This window comes from Streptococcus sp. 151470009-6, assembly GCF_053628175.1.
This window is the reverse complement of record NZ_JBSEZF010000010.1, coordinates 1-2,702: the sequence shown is the minus strand read 5'-3', so window position 1 is coordinate 2,702 and position 2,702 is coordinate 1. Positions and strand designations below refer to the sequence as shown.

Genomic DNA, 2,702 nt, shown 5'->3' with positions numbered 1-2,702 from the left:
AAGAATTTGATGGCATGAGTTCAAAAGAGCAAAAAAAATTCATCGAATTAGTAAAAAATCTCGGAAAAAATTGAGAGATGGCAATGCCTTGTCGCCCAAGGGATTGGCAAGCAAATGGCCAGAAAATTGGCAGGACAAAACAAAAAAACGGTCAGAAATGAATTGACGCGTAAATCTCAAGTATAGTATAATTAAAAAGAAAAAGATGTCAGATCAGTCGCCAAACTTAGTCTCACATCTTCATTCGAATTTCAATTGCAAGACTAGTATATCAAAATAAAAATTATTAGTCAACACGGATGAAGAATAGAACTAACGCTTGCGCAGTCTGATGATGGATTGCGCTTTTTTGTGCACTGATGTCTCTTTCTAAATCTAAATGAAAGAGAGGTTGGCAGATGAAAGCTAACCAGTTAAAACCTAGTCAAGAACTAGCGTATGTAGTTATCGGAGATTATTCTCCAATCGTGACAGAGTCGGCTCGTACCATGTATGAGTATGTCAATAATGAGCGTACAGACCGAATCAAGAGCTATACGACAGAGTTAGTTCTGACAAATCAGAATTTCGAGAAAGTTCGTTGTATCACTCCAGACATGCCACGAGTTTTCTTAGGTGGAGACCTAGAAGGCGCAGTTAAAGTTGAGTTAGTCAATCCAATTGCTGCTATCACGTATAACAATGAAATTCGATTGTTTGCTCAAGATATCGTACTTGCCGAAGACGATGAGGTGGCTTTATGATGTCAAAAGAGTTAAAACAAGCCGTCAAAATCCTTATTCTTAAAGGTGCGCAAAGAGTCCAAGAAGATGTCCGAGAACGGGTTGAGAAGAGAGCGCAAAAGAAAGCAGATGAAAGGCGACAAGCAGAGGTGCTGGCAAAGAAGCAGAATGAGGAGCAGAGGATTTTGAATATAATCTACTGTTTAGATGATGCAATTGTCACAGTTCTAAAACCTGGCTCGTACGATTTTTTCATAGAAGACCGTTACGAAGAAAGACAGTTTGAAAACAACGGCTACACTTGGACTGAGCCAGTCCTAGTTGATAGAGTGAGAAGAGCGAACGTGTATGAAAAACCTTTGCTCGACTGTAAGCATAGCTATGTTTTCAGAGTTGCGATTTTTGGAGATATCTCGGAAGAAAACATGATAGCTTTAACTGATTATTTCAGACGCGTGGAAGGTTTCGAATATAAGCAGGTCGGCATTGTGGTCAGTGGTCTTGCGAAAGAACTTGTTTTCTGTGCAACGAATGACAGAGATGATTTCATGCTGATTAACAGGAAGTTATCAAGCAGAGATGAAACCAAGGTATAACGCTTTTTCTAAACGGTCTGCCCTTTACAATAGATAAGGCGATATAGGTCTGAACTAAGGTGTTTTGTTGTCGTATATCGGCGATAAAGACGAAAAGGGCAGATACCAGGCAGTCAAGGGGAAAAGGGAAAAAATTTCGAAGCATAGCGAAGCGAACGCGAAGAAAATTTTTCCCGACCCTTTACTGACTGGTAAGTGAGAGCAGAGGCACTGAATGTCGGTTGAGGCCTGGGGTCTGGGGCAGTGCCCCAGTGGGTCTGGGCAACGCCCAGGGGAAAGGATTTAACATGAGAAATAATCGAAAATGTATACCCCCGGTATCTAACAGGGGGGTTACGTATACATGGCATTAGAAAATCATTATATAATTGACTGGCTATCCTTTACTTGTAGGATGGGAAGTCCGTTTGAGGTTATCGAACTGGCAGGGCTTGGAAATCTCACTTTTTCAGAGACTGACCGAGGGCGTTACGGTTACGATTCAGGTTATACGGTGGACGGTCTGATAAACGTTTTTTACTCTGCTAAGCGCTCGGATATGGGTGTTCATGTCGAACTGACAGGGCAAGGGGTTCGCAAGTATGAAACCATTATGCAAGTCGATAAAGTTACCTGGAGACAAGTCTTTGAGCATTTAAGGTCATTTGCTACGTTCTCACGCATTGACTTGGCATTGGACGAATATGACGGCTTGGTGGGTTTCGCTGACATTATTGGCAAGATAGAGCGAGGGGAACACGTTGGCAGGTGTCGTTCCTTTAAGGTTATCAGTGGCAGAGGTTCCAACGGTGAACATACTGGCACAACCATCTATATGGGTAGCAACAAATCAGACCTCATGCTACGTGTATATGAAAAAAATTATGAACGTCAAGCAAAAGGGTATGAAATCGATGTGCCAATTTGGAACCGATGGGAGTTGGTTCTTAAGCATGAGAAAGCCAATGATTTTGTGACAAGGTACCTGGAAGATGGGCATAGTTTTGGCAGTCTCTTTGGTGGTATCCTTGCCGATTTAATACGTTTTGTAGAACCTGGAGAAGATACCAACAAAAGCAGATGGCAGACTTCCGCCTGGTGGAGTAACTTCTTGGCAATGGCAGAGCCAATCCAGTTAAAAGGCAAGGAATACCAACCAAGCCTGGCAAAAACATTGAACTGGATCGAAAATAGCACGGTAACGGCTATCAAGGGATTGAGTGCAATTGCCAAGGAAGAAAATGTTGACTTTTTGCAATTACTCATGGCATGTCAAAATGGCAACGAGGACAAAATTGGCAAGATGAAGCAAGAATTTGATGGCATGAGTTCAAAAGAGCAAAAAAAATTCATCGAATTAGTAAAAAATCTCGGAAAAAATTGAGAGATGGCAATGCCTTGTCGC

General features: G+C 41.9%; 3 protein-coding genes. All 3 read left to right on the top strand.

Annotation, left to right across the window (positions count from 1 at the left end):
- Window positions 1-398 precede the first annotated feature (398 nt).
- Window positions 399-743 carry a hypothetical protein gene (locus ACUW6H_RS09320; RefSeq protein ID WP_454364296.1) on the top strand — a complete coding sequence of 115 codons (345 nt, stop codon included), beginning with the start codon at window positions 399-401 and terminating at the stop codon, window positions 741-743.
- The gene (locus ACUW6H_RS09315) at window positions 740-1,318 is read left to right on the top strand and encodes a hypothetical protein (RefSeq protein WP_454364294.1); all 579 of its coding nucleotides are present in this window, start codon (window positions 740-742) and stop codon (window positions 1,316-1,318) included. The genes ACUW6H_RS09320 and ACUW6H_RS09315 overlap by 4 nt, the downstream gene beginning before the upstream one ends.
- A 343-nt stretch (window positions 1,319-1,661) precedes the next feature.
- Window positions 1,662-2,681, top strand: a complete 1,020-nt coding sequence (locus tag ACUW6H_RS09310) for a replication initiation factor domain-containing protein (protein ID WP_454364292.1) — start codon at window positions 1,662-1,664, stop codon at window positions 2,679-2,681.
- The last annotated feature ends 21 nt before the right edge of the window (window positions 2,682-2,702 follow it).

Excerpts from the sequence above, each read along its gene's own strand:
- ACUW6H_RS09320 (WP_454364296.1), top strand. The coding sequence starts at position 399 with ATGAAAGCTAACCAGTTAAAACCTAGTCAAGAACTAGCGTATGTAGTT.
- ACUW6H_RS09315 (WP_454364294.1), top strand. The coding sequence starts at position 740 with ATGATGTCAAAAGAGTTAAAACAAGCCGTCAAAATCCTTATTCTTAAA.
- ACUW6H_RS09310 (WP_454364292.1), top strand. The coding sequence starts at position 1,662 with ATGGCATTAGAAAATCATTATATAATTGACTGGCTATCCTTTACTTGT.